12 protein-coding genes are annotated in these 15,744 nt (G+C 71.6%); 2 read left to right on the top strand and 10 right to left on the bottom strand.

The window, feature by feature from the left end; translation table 11 throughout:
* Positions 1–2: 2 nt before the first annotated feature.
* From Psi01_RS03360 to rpmE, 5 genes are all read right to left on the bottom strand, one after another.
* Positions 3–1,682 carry a hypothetical protein gene (locus Psi01_RS03360; protein WP_204062427.1) on the bottom strand — a complete coding sequence of 560 codons (1,680 nt, stop codon included), beginning with the start codon at positions 1,680–1,682 and terminating at the stop codon, positions 3–5.
* A gap of 133 nt (positions 1,683–1,815) precedes the next feature.
* Positions 1,816–2,481 carry an L-threonylcarbamoyladenylate synthase gene (locus tag Psi01_RS03355; RefSeq protein WP_204062426.1) on the bottom strand — a complete coding sequence of 222 codons (666 nt, stop codon included), beginning with the start codon at positions 2,479–2,481 and terminating at the stop codon, positions 1,816–1,818.
* 12 nt (positions 2,482–2,493) lie between these two features.
* A complete protein-coding gene (gene prmC / locus Psi01_RS03350) occupies positions 2,494–3,348 on the bottom strand; it encodes a peptide chain release factor N(5)-glutamine methyltransferase (protein WP_203875671.1) in 855 nt (284 codons plus the stop codon).
* Positions 3,349–3,370: 22 nt separating this feature from the next.
* Positions 3,371–4,423, bottom strand: a complete 1,053-nt coding sequence (gene prfA / locus Psi01_RS03345; protein WP_204062425.1) for a peptide chain release factor 1 — start codon at positions 4,421–4,423, stop codon at positions 3,371–3,373.
* 108 nt (positions 4,424–4,531) lie between these two features.
* On the bottom strand, positions 4,532–4,750 hold the full coding sequence (gene rpmE, locus Psi01_RS03340) for a 50S ribosomal protein L31 (protein WP_204062424.1): 219 nt from the start codon (positions 4,748–4,750) through the stop codon (positions 4,532–4,534).
* 271 nt (positions 4,751–5,021) lie between these two features.
* Here rpmE and Psi01_RS03335 point away from each other — a divergent pair, with 271 nt between their 5' ends.
* Complete coding sequence (locus Psi01_RS03335) at positions 5,022–6,116, top strand: hypothetical protein (RefSeq protein WP_204062423.1); 1,095 nt, start codon at positions 5,022–5,024, stop codon at positions 6,114–6,116.
* 179 nt (positions 6,117–6,295) lie between these two features.
* Here Psi01_RS03335 and rho read toward each other — a convergent pair whose 3' ends face one another.
* The 3 genes from rho to thrC form a co-directional block, all read right to left on the bottom strand.
* On the bottom strand, positions 6,296–8,269 hold the full coding sequence (rho, locus tag Psi01_RS03330; protein ID WP_204062422.1) for a transcription termination factor Rho: 1,974 nt from the start codon (positions 8,267–8,269) through the stop codon (positions 6,296–6,298).
* A gap of 465 nt (positions 8,270–8,734) precedes the next feature.
* The gene (gene thrB, locus Psi01_RS03325) at positions 8,735–9,697 is read right to left on the bottom strand and encodes a homoserine kinase (RefSeq protein ID WP_204062421.1); all 963 of its coding nucleotides are present in this window, start codon (positions 9,695–9,697) and stop codon (positions 8,735–8,737) included.
* An 11-nt stretch (positions 9,698–9,708) separates the two neighbouring features.
* On the bottom strand, positions 9,709–10,767 hold the full coding sequence (thrC, locus tag Psi01_RS03320; RefSeq protein ID WP_204062420.1) for a threonine synthase: 1,059 nt from the start codon (positions 10,765–10,767) through the stop codon (positions 9,709–9,711).
* Between the two features lie 220 nt (positions 10,768–10,987).
* On the opposite strand from thrC, the gene Psi01_RS03315 reads away from it, so the two are divergent.
* Complete coding sequence (locus Psi01_RS03315) at positions 10,988–12,640, top strand: glycosyltransferase (RefSeq protein ID WP_239127008.1); 1,653 nt, start codon at positions 10,988–10,990, stop codon at positions 12,638–12,640.
* Positions 12,641–12,659: 19 nt separating this feature from the next.
* Here Psi01_RS03315 and Psi01_RS03310 read toward each other — a convergent pair whose 3' ends face one another.
* Entirely contained in the window at positions 12,660–14,318 is a 1,659-nt protein-coding gene (locus Psi01_RS03310; RefSeq protein ID WP_204062419.1) for a glycosyltransferase family 2 protein, read from the bottom strand.
* The gene (locus Psi01_RS03305; RefSeq protein WP_204062418.1) at positions 14,315–15,454 is read right to left on the bottom strand and encodes a glycosyltransferase family 2 protein; all 1,140 of its coding nucleotides are present in this window, start codon (positions 15,452–15,454) and stop codon (positions 14,315–14,317) included. The genes Psi01_RS03310 and Psi01_RS03305 overlap by 4 nt, the downstream gene beginning before the upstream one ends.
* Positions 15,455–15,744: the final 290 nt, after the last annotated feature.

Raw genomic sequence — 15,744 nt, 5'->3', positions numbered from 1 at the left:
GACTACGCGCCCGACGATCCGCCGGGCGGCGGAATCGGCCTGCGCGGTTCTCCCGGATCCACCTCACCGGCCGGCCCGTCCGGCCCGACATCCATGGGCGCCCAGCGGCCCTCACCCCACGTCTCCCCCTCGGGCACCTGCACGCTCGGCATGTCCAGCGGCTCGATCTCCCGCACGTTGCCGATGAGCGTCTTGAGCGCCTCGGCACTCGGCGGACTGACCTCGACCGAGACCACGTCACTGCCGTCGTCCGCCCACCGCGCCACGGAATCCTGCTGAGCGCCGGAACCCTGTGCACCGGAGTCCGTCTGCCCGCCGGGATTGCCCTGTGTGCTGGAATCGCCGGTCCCGGTGCCGTCCTGACCCGTACCGGTGCCGGGTGGCTGGACGGTCTGGTCGGGCGCCGGTGCGGCGGTGTCGAGCACGGTGTCCTGCGGCCGGGCCGAGTCGAGCGCCGGGCTGGGGTCGACCTGACCGGCGCCTGCTCCGGTGCCGTCCGTTCCCGTGCCGTCCGTTCCCGTGCCGTCCGTTCCCGTGCCGTTCGTGCCGGAGCCGTTCCCTAGGCCGTCCACGGTGGGCATGTCCATGGGCGGGATGTTCTCGATGTCCTCCAGCAGCGCCTCGACCTGCTCCGCGGTCGGCGGGTCGAGCGGGATCTGCAGCACCTTGACGCCGTCCACCTCGACGACCTGCGGCTTGAGGTCGCCGGTCTGGTCGATGTCGTCGGGATGGTTCTTCTCCGGCGTGTCGAGAGGGCCGTCCCCCGCGCCCTGCGGGCTGTCGGATCCCCCGTCCCGGGGGGAACGCTCGTCGCCCTTGGAATCGGTGTCCGGCTTGGGGTCCGGCGCGGTGCCGGTCTCCGGTGCGGGGCTCGGCGTGCTCCCGGTGTCGGGGCTCGGATCGGGCCTCGGGTCGGTCTCGGGGCTCCGGTCCGTCTCAGGGGCGGGCGCGTCGGGCGTGCCGGACGGCTGGTCCTCGATGCGCGGATTGCCCTCGGAGTCGGGAACGGCGGGCTTGAGATCCTCCGCCTTCGGGGGCTGCGGTGTGGAATCGTCCTCCTTCGGAGGAGGCGTAGGGTCTTCCGCCTTCGGCGGTTCCGGCGTGGGAGTGATCCCGTCCTCGGGCTTGGGAGGCTGCGGCGTGGAATCATCCGCCTTCGGAGGCTCAGGCGTCGGGGTGGGCGCGGGAGTGGTCCTGCCCTCGGAGTCGGGAACGGCGGGCTTGAGATCCTCCGCCTTCGGGGGCTGCGGCTTGGCGTCCTCCTTCGGCGCCTCCGGCTTGGCGTCCTCACCCTTCGGGGTCTCGGGCGTGGGAGTGGGAGTGTTTCCGCCCTCGGGACTGGGAGCCTCCGGCTTGGAGTCATCCGCCTTCGGAGGCTCGGGCGTGGGGGTGGGAGTGGGTGTGGGACTCGGGTCGTCGGCACGGGTGTTCGGGGCGGCGGAGGTGGTCTCCTGCTTGACCTTCTTCTCCAGCAGGGCCACGCGTGCCGAGACGTCCTTGACCATCGCGTCGCACGCCTCGGCGGTCTGGGACGGACGCTGGGCGGATCCGGAGGACAGCCCCGCCCCGCCCATCAGCTGGGCGACCCGGCTCTCGATCGTCCGCATCTGCCCGGCGGCCTGTTTCACCTCGGACAGCAGATCGCGGACCAGCTCGGGGTCCATTCCGTCGAACTTGCCCATGGGCGTCTCCCGGAAGGTGGCGGCGCACTTCACGCTACCGGGGACGGGCCCGCCCGTCACGGCGATAATCAGCCGGCATGGATGGCGGCCACGGCGGGGACCGGCCAGGCCGGGGCCGGTCCCGCGGCCGGGATCAGTCCGCGTTCTCCGGACCGGCGTCCGTCGCCACGTAGCCGATCACTCCGCGCAGCTTCCCCACCGGGATGGCCCCCTGCCGCAGCAGCCGGGGCACCGCCGTGGTGAGATCGAGGATCGTGGACGGGACGTCGTCCGTGCAGGGGCCTCCGTCGAGGTAGACCTCGACGGAGTCGCCGAGCTGCTCCTCTGCCGCGGCGGCCGTGGTCGCGGGCGGCGAGCCGGAGCGGTTGGCGCTGGAGACGGCCATCGGCCCCGTCTCCTTGAGCAGGTCGAGCGCGACCGCGTGCAGGGGCATGCGGAGCGCGACGGTGCCCTTGGTGTCGCCCAGGTCCCACGACAGCGAGCGGTTCACCCGGCACACCAGCGTGAGCGGGCCGGGCCAGAAGGCGTCGACCAGGTCCTGTCCGTAGGGGCCCAGGTTCTCCACCAGGGCGTTGGCCGCGCTCACGGTGCCGACCAGGACCGGCACCGGCATGTCCCGGCCGCGGCCCTTGGCCTCCAGCAGGCGGTTCACGGCCGCGTGGGTGAAGGCGTCACCGCCGATGCCGTAGACGGTGTCGGTGGGCAGCACCACCAGCTCGCCCCGCCGTACGGCCGAGGCCGCCTCGGTCAGGCCCGCGCTCCGCTGCTCCGGGTCGCTGCAGTCATAGCGTCTACTCACGGCGTTCGATCCTCATTCCTGGCCGAAACGGGCGGTGACGAAACGATCTCTTCGGGTGAGGTCCTGCCGGCTGCGCACGTCGCGCCAGCCGTTGTCCTCGGAGAAGATCAGATAGACCGGGGTGCCCTGCTCGTCGGCGTGCTCCACGGCGACGAAACCGCCGGGCCGCAGCAGCCGCCTGGCGGTCCGCTCGACCGCCCTGACCTCGTCGAGGCCGTCGCTGCCCGAGCCGTACAGCGCGCGGCGCGGGTCGTAGTCGCGCACCTCGGGGTCGCGCGGGACCGCGCCGGGCGGGATGTAGGGCGGGTTGGAGATGACCAGGTCCACCCGGCCGTCGAGCTCGGGCAGGGCGTCGGCGAGGTCCTCCGGGTGCAGGTGCACCCGGCCCTGGCCCTGCTCCAGGATGTTGCGCTTGGCCCACCGGTAGGCGTCGGGGTCGACCTCCACCGCGTGCACCGTGGCCAGCGCGACCTCCTGGGCGATGGACAGCGCGATCGCCCCGGAGCCGGTGCCCAGGTCCACGACCACCGGCGAGGCCACGTCCATCTCCCGCAGCCGGTCGATGGCCCATCCCGCCACGACCTCGGTCTCCGGGCGCGGGATGAAGACGCCCGGCCCGACCTCGAGGGACAGGTAGCGGAAGTAGGCGCGCCCGGTGATGTGCTGGAGCGGCTCGCGGGCCTCACGCCGCGCGACGCCCTCCCAGAAGAGCGCGTCGAAGTCCGCGTCCGCCACGGTGTGCAGCTCGCTGCGCCGTACGCCGTGGACGCAGGCGGCGATCTCCTCGGCGTCGGTGCGCGGCGAGGGCACACCGGCCTCGGCGAGCCTGGCGGTGGCGAGGGCGATCTCGTCCAGCAGAAGGGTCATGGGCGCGTTCTGTGCGTTGGCCTTAGGAGTGGGCCGCGAGCTTCTCCGCCATCTCGGCGTCGAGCAGGGACTGGATGACGGCCGTCAGGTCGCCGTCCAGCACCTGGTCGAGGTTGTAGGCCTTGAAACCGGTGCGGTGGTCGGAGATGCGGTTCTCGGGGAAGTTGTAGGTGCGGATGCGCTCGGAGCGGTCGACCGTGCGGATCTGGGACTTGCGCTCGGCCATCGCCGCGGCGTTGGCCTCCTCCTCGGCGAGGGCCTGCAGACGCGCCCGCAGGATGCGCAGAGCCGACTCCTTGTTCTGGAGCTGGCTCTTCTCGTTCTGGCAGGAGACGACCACCCCGGTCGGAAGGTGCGTGATGCGCACGGCCGAGTCGGTGGTGTTGACGCTCTGGCCGCCGGGGCCGCTGGAGCGGTAGACGTCGATGCGCAGGTCGTTGGGGTCGATCTGGACGTCGACCTCCTCGGCCTCGGGATAGACCAGGACGCCGGCCGCGCTGGTGTGGATGCGGCCCTGGGACTCGGTGACCGGCACGCGCTGCACGCGGTGCACGCCGCCCTCGAACTTCAGCTTCGACCAGACGCCGTCGTCGCCCCTGGCCTTCACCGCGACCGTGACGTCCTTGTATCCGCCCAGGTCGGAGTGGGTCACATCGATGATCTCGGTCTTCCAGCCCACCCGCTCGGCGTAGCGCAGGTACATCCGCAGCAGGTCGCCGGCGAACAGCGCCGACTCCTCGCCGCCCTCGCCCGCCTTGATCTCCATGATGATGTCCTTGTCATCGTTGGGATCACGCGGGATGAGCAGGTGCCTGAGCTTGTCCTCCAGCTCGGGGATCCGCGCCTCGAGCTCCTTGGCCTCCTCGGCGAAGGCCTCGTCCTCCGAGGCCAGCTCCTTGGCGGTGCCCAGGTCGTTCTGGACGCCCTCGAGCTCGCGGTAGGTGGTGATGATCGGGGTCAGCTCGGCATAACGCCGGCCGAAGGTGCGCGCCTGCGTCGGGTTGGCGTGCACGGTGGGGTCGGCGAGCTTGAGTTCCAGCTCGGCGTACTCACTGAGCAGCTCGTCGAGATTCACCGCACGTCCTCTTCCTTGAAAAACCCTTGTCGGCCTGCCTCATCACCACGAACGCCGACCCGGGCGTCCCCACCGGGGGACGCTTCCGAGCCGGCGTCGGGACGAGGGCTACTGGCCCGCGGGCTTCTTGCCGAAGCGCTTCTCGAAGCGCGCCACCCGGCCGCCGGTGTCCAGGATCTTCTGCTTGCCCGTGTAGAACGGGTGGCAGGCGGAGCACACGTCGGCGTGGATCGCGCCGTTCTTGGCGGTGCTGCGGGTGGTGAAGGTGTTACCGCACGTGCAGGTCACCTGCGTGGTGACGTACTCGGGGTGAATCTCGGGCTTCATGGCTCTTGTCCTCTCCAAAGCGCGGTCGCCGGGTCGCCACTGTCTTCTCGCCTGATACGGCTTGCGCGCTGAAGCACACCGAGGTGCGCGCGGGCGGGAACCGGAACCGCTGCGGTTCGGCTACCAGTGTGCCAGATGCTCCAACCACTCCAGGCCATCAGGCATTCCCCGAGGGGATCGCCGGAGTCTATGGACGCGTCACTCCCATCCCACTAGGCTCCGGTGCCCAAACCGTCACTTTTCTCACTTTTTACCTAAATAAGGGGAGCGAATGAAGAAGGGAATGCGGCTGCTTCTCGCGGCCGCAACGGGGGCTGCCGTCTTCACCAGCAGCACGGCGACAGCGCTCGCCGCCGGTTCCGCGACCACCGCGGTGGCCTGCGAACTGTCCGCCGACGTCACCGCCCTGACCGTGAGCGACGCTTTCGTCCCGCTCAAGGACGACGCCACGGTCACCTTCGAGGCGACCATCAAGAGCCCTTACAAGCTCAACGGTAAGGCCCTGGAGAAGGACGTGACCTCCGTCAAGGCGGACTTCCAGCGCGTCGGTGAGACCGCCTGGAACGACGCCACGATCGAGCAGGTCCCGGCCCCGCCCACCGGTGATCACACCACCGCCCCGGCCGACGTCAAGGTCAAGGGCAGCTTCAAGATCACCAAGGACAACAAGGACGGCAAGTGGTCCGTCCGCGTCCTGGTCACCCGTGACGGCGCCGCCAAGGAGGCCTGCAAGGAGGTGACCGTCGACCCGCAGGTCAAGTTCGTCTCGGCCGCGGTCACCGACCCCGTCGTCATCAGCACCTCCGGCGACACCGAGGTCCAGGTCCGCGCCAGCGTCATCGGCGCGTCCTCGGTCAAGGGCAAGCTGTACGCCACCGACGGCGGCGACTCGATCGACGTGACCCTGGAGAAGGGCAACGGCGCCAACGCCTGGTACGCCGACACCTACTTCGACTACTCCTTCACCACCGGGTCCTGGACCCTGGAGCTGGAGGCCTCGCGCGGCGGGCAGTCCCTGGAGGTCAAGACCGCCGACACCTTCACGGTCAGGAAGGGCTCCTCCAAGAAGGCCTCCTCCAAGATCTCGTTCGACGTGACCGCGAACAAGGTCAAGAAGGGCAAGGCCATCCGCCTGTACGGCAAGGTCTACCGGGGCAGCCGCGCCTACTCCGGCAAGATGGTCGCGCTCTACTACAAGAAGAAGGGCGGCAGCTGGAAGTTCGCCCACTACGTGAAGGCGAACAGCACCGGCAAGTACAGCAAGACCCTCAAGCCGAAGTTCGACGCCTACTGGCGCGCCACCGTCAGCGGGACCAGCAAGACCTACGGCTCCAAGTCCGGCTACGAGTACGTCGACGTCCGCTAGCGGCCCCGACGGGCGCTCAGCACCCGTCACACCCGTCGAGAGGCTGTACGGCTCGCGTCCCCAACCCCGGGCGCAAGCCGTACAGACACGGGGACACAGACGCAGAGACGCATAGAGTCAGACACGGGAAACGCCCGGCGGCCGAGGCCGCCGGGCGTTTTCGCGTGCGTCGCGCGGGATCAGTCGCGGTCGGAGCTGACCGTCGTCTTCTGCACCTGGAGCAGGAACTCCGCGTTGGACTTGGTCTCCTTCATCTTCTCCAGGAGGAGCTCCAGAGCCTGCTGCATGTCCAGGGCGTGCAGCACCCGGCGCAGCTTCCAGACGATCTGCAGCTCGTCCTTCGACATGAGGATCTCCTCCTTGCGGGTGCCGGACGCGTCGACGTCCACCGCGGGGAAGATCCGCTTGTCGGCGAGGGAGCGGTTGAGCTTGAGCTCGGCGTTGCCGGTGCCCTTGAACTCCTCGAAGATGACCTCGTCCATCTTGGAGCCGGTCTCGACCAGCGCCGTGGCGAGGATCGTCAGCGAGCCGCCGTTCTCGATGTTGCGGGCGGCGCCGAAGAAGCGCTTGGGCGGGTAGAGCGCCGTGGAGTCGACACCACCCGACAGGATCCGGCCGGAGGCCGGGGCGGCCAGGTTGTAGGCCCGGCCCAGGCGGGTGATCGAGTCGAGCAGCACGACGACGTCGTGGCCCAGCTCCACCAGGCGCTTGGCCCGCTCGATGGCGAGCTCGGCGACCGTGGTGTGGTCCTCGGCGGGGCGGTCGAAGGTCGAGTGGATGACCTCGCCCTTCACCGACCGCTGCATGTCGGTGACCTCTTCCGGACGCTCGTCGACCAGGACGACCATCAGGTGGCACTCGGGGTTGTTGCGGGTGATCGCGTTGGCGATCGCCTGCAGCACCATCGTCTTGCCCGCCTTGGGCGGGGAGACGATGAGACCGCGCTGGCCCTTGCCGATCGGGGCGACCAGGTCGATGATCCGGGTCGTCAGGACGTTGGGCTCGGTCTCCAGGCGCAGGCGCTCCTGCGGGTAGAGCGGCGTGAGCTTGTTGAAGTCGGGCCGCTGGCGGGCCTGCTCGGGGTCCATGCCGTTGACCGTGTCGAGCCGGACCAGCGCGTTGAACTTCTCGCGGCGCTCGCCGTCGCGCGGCTGGCGGACGGCGCCGGTGACGACGTCGCCCTTGCGCAGGCCGTTGCGGCGGATCTGGGCCAGGGACACGTAGACGTCGTTGGCGCCGGGCAGATAGCCGCTGGTCCGGACGAACGCGTAGTTGTCGAGGATGTCCAGGATGCCGGCGATCGGGATGAGGACGTCGTCCTCGCCGACCACGGGCTCGTTGCCGTCGAAGCGGTCGCGGCCGCGGCGGTTGCGCTCGCGGAACCGGCCGCGGCGCCCGCGGCGGTCGTCGTCCTCGACACCGGCGCCGTGCTGGTCGCCGCGTCCCTGCGGACCGCGGTTCTGCTCACCGCGGTCGGCGCGCTCACCGCGATCGGGGCGCTCGCCCCGGTCGGTGCGCTCGCCCCGGTCGGTGCGCTCGCCGCGGCCCTGGCCCGCGTCCGCGGCGCGCTGGTCGGCGCGGCCCTCGCCACGCTCACCGCGCTCACGGCCCTCACCGCGCTCGCGGCCCTCACCGCGCTCGCGGCGCTCGCCGCGGCTGCGGCGCTCACGACGGCTCTCGCCGCGCTCGGGACGGCCCTCGGCCTGACCGGCGTCGGCCTGCTGCTCCACGACGGGCGAGGTGGCCACCACGGGCTCGGGCGCCGCGACCTGCTCGGGCAGCGGCTCGGCGACCGGGGCGGCGGGAGCGGCGGCGGCACTCCGGGAACGTTCCCGGCGGCTACGGGCGGGGCGCTCGGCGACCGGCTCGGCGGCGGCCGGAGCCGGGGCCTCCTGGGGCGCCGCCGCGGGCGCCGGGGCGCTCTCGGCGGAGACGCCCTGCTTCTCCTGGATGGCCGCGATCAGCTGGCTCTTGCGCATCCGCCCGGTTCCGCTGATGCCAAGACTGGAAGCCATGGCCTGCAGCTCGGGCAGCACCATGGCGGACAGGCCGGTGCCGGAGCGACGACGCTTGGTCGCGGCGCGGGTGGGGGTGTCGCCGGCCGCCGGCTGAGTGCCGTTGGCATCGGAGAGGAGTTCGGTGGTGTCGCTCACTAATGGGTCCTTCCCAGGGGTCGGGCGTGGCCACGATCAGCCAATCGTCCCGGTGGTGCGATCGACCCGGAGGGACAGACCGGGTCGGGTTGCACGTCGCGATCCTCGGCGGCCCGTGAGGACCGCCGCCACTGTCGGAGAAGGGCGCATCCACGCCGTCACCATCGAGATTCGCCGACGGTGGGGCTTGGAGGACACCCCCCGGATTGCTACCGGCAACCAGATGTCGAGATGGTTCGAACGCGCATGTCCCCTGAAACGCCGCCTCTCGTTGCCCCAACCGAATGTGGGCCATTCGGAGGCGACGGATTCGGGGAAACCACTGTGGCGCTCACGCCTCGTGGAGCGAGACGCGGGGCGACGATGTGTGGCTGACAAGCACGCACCCGAAACGGGGGCACCTGGTGCGGCTATCAGCCTAACATCACCAGCGCACACTGCTATTCCCTGAAGGTCGAAGAGGCTTCAGCGTGTCTCGGGAGAAACAACGCACGCACCGTGGGTTTCGACATCCAGTGGCTGGATGTGCCAGTCAGTACCCACTTCCGGTGCGATCAAATCCTGTGTATCCGGTGTCGAAAACGCAAGAACCGTGGGACCCGCCCCGGAGACCGCCGCGGGGACACCCGCCCCGCGCAGGCGTTTGACCAGTTCGGCGGTCTGCGGCATGGCGGGGGCGCGGTAGTCCTGGTGCAGCCGGTCCTCGGTCGCGGCCAGCAGCAGCTCCCGCTCCGGCCGCGCGGTGAGCGCCGCGATCAGCAGCGCCGCCCGCCCGGCGTTCGCGGACGCGTCGGCGTGCGGCACGTCCTTGGGGAGCAGTCCCCTGGCCACCTCTGTCGACAGGCGGTCCGCGGGGACGATGGCCACCGGCCGGATGTCGCCGTGCGGGGCCAGCTTCACCATACGCGGATCGCCCGGCTGCTCCATCCAGGCGATCGTCAGGCCCCCGGCCAGGCAGGGGGCGACGTTGTCCGGATGGCCCTCGATCTCGGTGGCGAGCCCGAGGGCGAAGGCGTCCGACAGCACGCTGCCCGCGCGCTCGCGGACGCTCCGGTCTCCGGCGTGCTCGGGGTAGGCCAGCGCCCTGGCGGCGACGATCCCGGCGCAGATCGCCGCCGAGGACGACCCCAGCCCCCGCCCGTGCGGGATGCGGTTGCGGCACACGAGCCTGATGGAGTCGGGCTGCCGTACCGAGAAGGCGTCGAAGGCGGCGCGCAGCGAGCGGACCACCAGATGACCCTCGCCCGCGTCGAGCTCGCCCTCCCCCTCGCCGCTCACCTCGATGGTCAGGCCGGGCGCCGCGCCGATCTCGACCTCCACCTCGTCGTAGAGGCCCAGCGCCAGGCCGAGGGAGTCGAAGCCCGGCCCCAGGTTGGCGCTCGTGGCGGGAACCCGGACGGCGACCTTCCCGCCGTGGATATTGATCATCGTCTCCCCGGTCAGGCGAGTTCGAGGGCGGTGGCGGCGGCGTGGGCGTCGATCGGGATCGTCAGCGGGGTGGGGGCGCCGGAGATGGCCCAGTCGGGGTCCTTGAGGCCGTTGCCCGTCACCGTGCAGACGATGCGCTGACCGGGCTCGACCAGGCCCTGCTCGTGGGCCTGCAGGAGACCGGCCACGCTGGCCGCGGAGGCCAGCTCGACGAACACGCCCTCCTCCTGCGCCAGCAGCTTGTAGGCGGCGGCGATCTGGCGGTCGGTCACGGACTGGATGACGCCGCCGGACTCGTCGCGCGCGGCCTCGGCCAGCTGCCAGGAGGCGGGGTTGCCGATGCGGATCGCGGTGGCGATCGTGTGCGGGTGGGTCACCGGGGCGCCGTTGACGATCGGCGCGGCACCGCTGGCCTGGAAGCCGAACATCCGGGGCGTCCTGGTCGCGACGCCGTCCGCGGCGTACTCGGTGTAGCCCATCCAGTAGGCCGAGATGTTGCCGGCGTTGCCCACCGGGATGCAGTGGATGTCCGGCGCGTCGCCGAGTGCGTCGACGATCTCGAAGGCCGCGGTCTTCTGGCCCTGGAGCCGGAAGGGGTTGACCGAGTTCACCAGTGCGATCGGGTAGTTCTCCGACAGCTTCCTGGTCATCTCCAGGCAGTCGTCGAAGGAGCCCTCGACCTGCAGCAGCTTGGCGCCGTGGACCAGCGCCTGGGCCAGCTTGCCCATCGCGATCTTCCCGCGGGGGACGAGCACGGCGCAGGTCAGGCCCGCGCGGACGGCGTAGGCGGCGGCGGAGGCGCTGGTGTTGCCGGTGGAGGCGCAGATGACGGCCTTGGCGCCCTCCTCGACGGCCTTGCTGATGGCCATCGTCATGCCGCGGTCCTTGAAGCTGCCGGTCGGGTTGAGCCCTTCGACCTTCAGGTAGACGTCGCAGCCGGTCAGCGCCGAGACCCGGTGCGCGGGGACGAGCGGCGTGCCGCCCTCCAGCAGGGTGACGACGGGCGTCGCCGTGGTCACCGGAAGCCGGTCACGATACTCCTCGATGAGGCCACGCCACGCCCTGGTCATGATTGCTCCTCCCGCGCAAGGCTCCGCCGTGCGCGTTCTACCTGCGATGTTGGGCAAAGAGTCTACGGGCAACGGTCTCGGAGAGGGGATGCGGCGTCCACCAGATGGACAGGCCGCGCGTCCTGTGTACAGGAAACGCTCAGCAACCGCAGGTAGGGTCGAGGGCTTGACAAGCGGGAACGCCGGCGACGGCACACCACTCGTAAAGGGGTACGGCATCATGACGGGCGGAGCGGCGAACGGCCTGCCGCCGATCCGGCACAACGACTACTCCCCCTTGCGACCGCCCGAAATAGGCGCCTGGGACCCGTCCCTCCCGGTCAGCGTGATCATCCCTGCGCACGGCGGGCAGCACCGGCTCGACCTGACCCTCGCCTCCCTGGCCGCGCAGACCTACCCGGATCACCTCATGGAGGTGATCGTGGTCGACGACGGCAGCGAGCCGCCGCTGCGCCTGCCGGAGATCGCCCCGCCGGGCGCCCGGATCGTCACCGCCGATCCCGGCGGCTGGGGCATCGCGCACGCGGTCAACACGGGGGCCGCCCTCGCCGAGGGCCGCATCCTGCAGCGCCTGGACGCCGACATGGTCGTCTGCCGCGAGCACATCGAGGCGCTGGCCCGCTGGCACCATTTGGCCGAGCACCTGGTCACCATCGGCGCGAAGAAGTTCGTCGAGGAACCCCGGCTGACGCCCGGGCGGGTCCACGAGGCGGTGCGGGCGGGCTCGCTGGAGGAGATCTTCGACCTGTCGGAGGCGCTGCCCAGCTCCACCGAGCAGACGATCGCCCGCACCGACGGGCTGCGGGCCAGCCGCAACCCCTACCACGTGTGCACCGGACCCACGGTGTCGATGCGGCGCGAGACCTTCCACGCCGTGGGCGGGATCGACCCGGACGTGCTGCGGGGCGAGGACACCGAGTTCGCCTACCGGCTGGCCCAGCGCGGCGTGGTGTTCATCCCCGACATGACGGCCGGGGCCGTGCACCTGGGGCTGCCCGCCCAGCGCCGCGACCGGCAGCGGGTCGTCCGCGCGGTCGCCCCGTACCTGGCCCACCGGATCCCGCTCCGCCGGGACCTGCGCAAGGACCGGGGGCGCCGCTGGCTGGTGCCGTACGTCGAGGTGGTCCTGCACGTGGGCGGCGCCGGCCAGGAGCAGGTGCGCGAGGCGGTGAACGCGGCGCTGGAGGGGTCGGTGACCGACGTGACGGTCACCCTGGTCGCCCCCTGGTCGAGGCTGCCGCGGGGACGCCGGCCGGTGCTCGGCGACCCCGACTTCGAGCTGCGCCTGATGCGCGAGCACTTCGGCCACGACGAGCGGGTACGGCTGGCCGACGAGGTCTCCCCCACCCCGGCGCCCACGCCGTTCCGCTACACGGGCCCGATCTCGGTCCCGCTGGGCCACGACTCCCTGGAGCGGATGATCGCCGCCGTGCAGGAGGACAGGTCGGGGCTCCTGACCGTCGACCTGCCCGGCGCGGGCCCGGCCACGCTGGAGCGCACCGAGGCGGTGGGCCGCGCCCTGCTGCTCGGCGCCCGGTATCCCCAGGAGGTGGCCGCCTCGATCAAGGCCACCCACGGCGTACGGCACGGCGAGGCGAAGGAGTTCTGGCCCTCCTCGCGCGCGGCCCGGCCGGGCGCTCCGGAAAGCGCCCCGCTCCCGGACGCCCCGGCGGCCAGGACCGTCGCGAGACCTGAGCCGGGGACCAAGGCGACGAGAGAGCCCGGTCCGGGCAGGAAGGCCGATCCGGGCAGACGCGGGCCCAATGGACCCAGCGGGCCCAGCGGGCCCAGAGGCCAGGAGAGCGCGAGTCCGGCGCCCGGCGGCTCGCGTTCGCTGATCGACCGGCTCCGCGCCGCGATCCGCCCGGAGTGAGCGGGTCCCGCGGCGCCGGTCAGCGACGGCGGATGATGGCCCGCTTCACCGAGGAGATCAGGCCGTCCTGGACGACCTTCCTGGCCGCCGCCAGTTCCTTGCGCAGCGCGCCGACCTCGCGTCTGAGCTCCACCGTGCTCTTGCGCCAGCGTCCCGCCTCCTCGCGCCACTTGCCCACCTGGCCGCGCAGCCGTTCGACCTCCTTGGTGAGGCGGACCACCTCGGCCTGCGCCTCGGTCCTGGCCCGGTAGGCGCCGCGGCGGCCGGTGATCGGCTGCGGCTCGGAGGTGAACCCGTAGGCCCGGCCCTCCACCCACAACGTGCCGAAGGTCTCCTCCACGGCGTCGTCGAGGTCCTCGCCCTCCCGCAGCACGATCGCCGCCCGGGCGAACGCGGCGGCGCGCTCCAGCCGGGCCGTCGTCACCTTCCGGCCCGGCCCCTCGGACAGCAGCACCGACACCAGGCCGTAGCCGCCCTCCACGGCCAGGTCGAGCAGGCGGGCCAGGCTGTCCTCGCCGGGCACCCAGCCCGCGGGCAGCCTGAAGCGGTACGGCGTCGCGTCGCGGGTGAGGGGCTCCAGCCGTACCCGGGACTCGTGGGCGTAGTGCCCGCGGACCAGGACCAGATCGAGGTCGGGGTTGGTCAGCGGCGCGCGGTCCTCGGTCCTGAGGTCCTCCCAGGGACCGGGGATCGTCACCGCGACGTCGGGGACGGTCCCCGCCAGCACCGCGTCCACGGTCGCGCGGATCTCGTCGTATCCCGGCCGGGAGTCCTCCGCCCCCTCCCCCGGCGGGCCGGCCGTCTCGACGACCACCTCCACGTAGGGGACCTTCCACTGCCGGGCCGGATGGGAGCGCAGCCAGCGGTAGGAGGGGATCCGGTCGGCGACGAACGCGTGGCTGACCCGGTCGATGGGGGCCTTGCCTCGCATGCGCATGGTCGGGCCGAGGTGGAAGGCGCGCGAGAGCGGCTCGGGCACGAAGACCGCGCCCGCCTGGGCCAGCCGGTAGCCCATCTCGGTGTCCTGGCCGAGGATCAGGTCGGTGTCCATCGGCCCGGCCTGGGCCAGCAGCGCCGCGTTGACGGAGGTGGCGCCGCCGACGTGCAGGCTGAAGGCGCGGCCGGGGTTGTCGGTGAGGCCGTCGGTCCGCTCGATCAGGTCCACCAGCCAGGCGTGCGGCTCGGCGGGTTCGAAGAGCTCGGCCAGGTCGTCGGTGGCGGCGACCGCCTCGGGCGTGGGCGGCTCCGCGGGAGAGAAGCGCAGGTATCCGGTCACCACGAGGTACGGCGCCGCGTGGTGCCAGCGCATGTGGGCCTCGACCGAGCGGCGGTCCAGGACCACGTCGGAGTCCAGCCAGTGCACGACGTCGCCGCCCGCCTCGGCCAGCCCGGCGTTGCGGGCGTGCGCCCGGCCGGGGAGCGGGCAGACGACCAGCCGGGTGTGCGGCGGGCGGATCTCGGGCAGGCGCAGCGGCGGCTCGCTGCCGTTGTCCACCACGATGACCTCGGTGAGGTCGGCGGGGTAGGTCTGCCCGGCCAGCCCCGCCAGGGTCAGGTCGAGTTTGCGCTGGTCGCCGTAGGCCGGCACGACCACGCTGACCCGCAACGACGGCGTCCACGCGCCCAGTTCGGGCGGGGTGAGGGTGCGGTAGTCGTTGCCCACGATGCGTGCTGTCATGACATTTCCAGAATCAGGCTGGGGCGGAATCCCCGCCACTGGTTCGACGCGACACGCAGGAAGTGCGCCAGGGAGAGCCGCCAGGTGTGCTCGGCGCTCACCGAGCGGCGCAGCACGTATCCCAGGCCGTGGGCCCGGTAGACGCGCGCCCCCGCGCCGTGGGCGGCCTTCAGGAAGGCCGCGTCGACCCCCGCGGGCAGGCCGGGGAACCCGCCGGCCTCCCGGAACCTGTCGCGGTCCAGCAGGATCGTCCCCCCGGCCACGTGGTCGGACCAGACCTCGCTGGAGTAGTCGGTGCGCCGGACGGTGAGGTTCAGCGGCTCCAGATAGAAGAACTCGGCCGCCGTGCCCACGATGTCCGCCCCGGCGTAGGAGCGGGCGAGCAGGAGGTCGGACAGGTGCTCGGGGCCGTACCAGTCGTCGTCGTCCCACTTGGCGAGGTGGTCGCCGCCCGCGCGGGCCGCCGCCAGGTTGAGCACCTCCCCGAACGGCGTCGCGGCGTCGGCCTCGACCACGGTGACCGGCAGCGGGCAGCCCGCGACCGCCCGGCGCACCGCCTCGTGGCCGGCGGGGACGCCGTGCAGGCCCAGCAGGATCTCGACGTCCACCCCGCGCTGCCGGGCGATCTGCGCGAGCGCCGGTTCCAGCAGGTGCGGGCGCATGCTGGACATCACGACGCTGACCGCGGGCATGCCGGACCCTCCGGCACGCGTGAGAGCCCCGTGCGTGAGAGCGCGGCGTCCGAGGCCGTGCCGGCGCAGCCGTACGCTGTGCTCCTCGCGGCGCAGGGCGGCCGTGCAGCGCGGCGTGTCACGCGGGGTCTCGGCGAGCCAGGCGCCGTCGGACAGGAGTTTGGCGAGTTCGGGATCGGCTCCGGTCACCCAGCCGGGGACGTGCGGCGCGTGCATCGGCACCCCGGCCGCGGCCAGGTCGAGCACCCCGGTCAGGTCCACCGCGTCCTCGGGCAGGTGGACGCGCAGCCCGCGCCGGGTCCTCAGCGAGGCGAGCGAGTCATCCTCGACGGTCCATCCGCCGTGTTCCCAGCGCAGGTCTCCGGTGTCTCCGGATGCGATTCTCAGGAAACCCACAGGTTCCAGCCCGGCCCCCGGGGAGCCGAGATCGGCGACAGCTGCCATAGAGGTCGTTTCCCACCTGATTCCTCCGCCGGGGCGGTTCTCACCGCATGCAGGGACACCTTAACCAAGATCCGGCAATCTCCAGGTCAGAGATGCGCGGACCGCATCGTTCGCCGCTCTCGCGCCCCTTGGGGGAACCGCTCCCACACCCTCGGGAAGCGGCCGTGCGCACTCTCCGCGTCCGGGGAATCCGGCCCCTCTCCGCCGCGGACGACTTTGATCTCAGGAGGGAACTCTCAGGAATCACGCAGAACTCATATAGTTCTAAACGTTACATTTAACGGTGTATC

Origin of the sequence: Paraplanobispora siamensis, from assembly GCF_016863175.1 — a bacterium.
GTDB classification, from domain to species: Bacteria; Actinomycetota; Actinomycetes; order Streptosporangiales; family Streptosporangiaceae; genus Planobispora; species Planobispora siamensis.
The sequence above is the reverse complement of the archived record's forward strand: the minus strand, read 5'-3'. Positions and strand labels throughout refer to the sequence as shown.